The 228-nt window shown below is 51.8% G+C and carries 1 protein-coding gene; it reads left to right on the top strand.

Annotated elements, in window-relative coordinates; all coding sequences use genetic code 11:
• Nucleotides 1-65: 65 nt before the first annotated feature.
• Nucleotides 66-228, top strand: a 163-nt coding sequence (locus RRF55_RS28370; RefSeq protein WP_439419351.1) for a hypothetical protein, incomplete at its 3' end; no start/stop codon positions are given.

Raw genomic sequence — 228 nt, 5'->3', positions numbered from 1 at the left:
TCTTACGTTTAAACCCTTATACTGAACCTAAGGAAAATGAATAACGATAAGGAGGAAAACCCACTGTGTTGACGTTGTTACACCTGCTCTCCGCAGTCGCACTGCTGGTATGGGGCACTCATATCGTTCGTACCGGCGTGATGCGCGTGTTTGGCGCACGTTTACGTACCGTTCTCAGCGGCAGCGTTGAGAAGAAGCCGCTCGCCTTCTGTGCGGGTATTGGCGTCA

Origin of the sequence: Klebsiella sp. K47, assembly GCF_051858335.1 — a bacterium.
GTDB classification, from domain to species: Bacteria; Pseudomonadota; Gammaproteobacteria; order Enterobacterales; family Enterobacteriaceae; genus Klebsiella; species Klebsiella pneumoniae.
Note: the sequence above shows the minus strand (reverse complement) of the source record. Positions and strands in the feature narration are given on the sequence as shown.